The following is a 1,204-nucleotide window of genomic DNA, read 5'->3' as shown; positions in this document are numbered from 1 at the left end:
TGTAAACATCCCTTTTTTAGTGGCACTCGAAATTAGAGTCTTCTCCCTGCTGTGATTTAGCCAAATATTCCCATGGAGTAAGATCTCCAAGCGAGTCATGTGGCCGCTCACTGTTGTATTCATTTATCCAACTTTTTGTGAGTTCACGAACCTCACGCAGTGTTTTAAACATGTACATATTCAAAATGGCATCGCGATAGGTTCTGTTAAAACGTTCAATATATGAGTTCTGTGTAGGCTTTCCTGGTTTAATAAATTCCAGCTCAACCTGATTTTCTTCCGCCCATTCAGCCAGTTTTAACGAGATAAATTCAGGGCCATTATCCATTCGTATCTTTTGTGGATAGCCACGCCATGCGACAACTTGCTCAAGTACTCGAAGAACACGTACTGTGGGTAAACTTAAGTCGATCTCTACTGCTAATATTTCGCGATTAAAATCGTCTAAAAGATTGAACGTACGAAAACGTCTTCCGCACTGTAATGAATCACTCATAAAATCCATGGACCAGCATATATTTACTTTCTCTGGTACACATAGCGGCATAGGGTTACGGGTTGGAAGGCGTTTCTTTTTACGTCGTCGCATATTCAGATTGAGTGAACGATAGATGCGATGAACTCGTTTATGATTCCATTTGTAACCCCATCGTTTTAGAGTCTTAAATAGTTTGCTAAAGCCGTATGCTGGATAACGTTCAACCGCTTTTTTAAGTGCATCAATGACCTCATCATCTCGATGAAGATCTGGTTGATATCGATAAACTGAGTCACTGATGCCAACAACACGGCACGCTCGACGTTGGCTGATGTTATGTTTGCATTTCACATAATCAACCAACTCACGGCGAACCGATGGCTTTACAGCTTTTTTTCGATAACGTCTTTAAGAATGGAGTGATCCAAGCTTAAATCAGCGTACATTTGTTTTAATCGTCGGTTTTCTTCTTCAAGCTCTTTCAGTCGTTTGATGTCCGAACTATCCATACCTCCATATTTGGCTCGCCAGTTATAGTACGTTGCATCTGATATGCCATATTCACGACAGGCATCAGAGACCTTTCGGCCTGCTTCAACTTCCTTCAAGATTTTAACAATCTGTGATTCTGTATAGCGTGATTTTTTCATGATCATTCTCCGTTTTATCTAGTTTAAACGGAAGAACTCTAAATCGGAATACACCTATTTTAGGGGATGGTTACAA

General features: G+C 40.4%; 1 protein-coding gene. It reads right to left on the bottom strand.

Annotated features, from left to right (window positions below; genetic code table 11):
* Positions 1–16 precede the first annotated feature (16 nt).
* Positions 17–1,128, bottom strand: a protein-coding gene (locus tag A9260_RS13355) for an IS3 family transposase (RefSeq protein ID WP_373604483.1) whose coding sequence is annotated in 2 segments (ribosomal slippage) — positions 17–876 and positions 876–1,128 — 1,113 coding nt in all. Because the reading frame shifts where the segments join, the coding sequence is not laid out codon by codon here.
* Positions 1,129–1,204 lie beyond the last annotated feature (76 nt).

Source organism: Vibrio sp. UCD-FRSSP16_30 (genome assembly GCF_001676025.1).
GTDB lineage: Bacteria > Pseudomonadota > Gammaproteobacteria > Enterobacterales > Vibrionaceae > Vibrio.
This window is presented reverse-complemented; position numbering and strand designations above follow the sequence as displayed.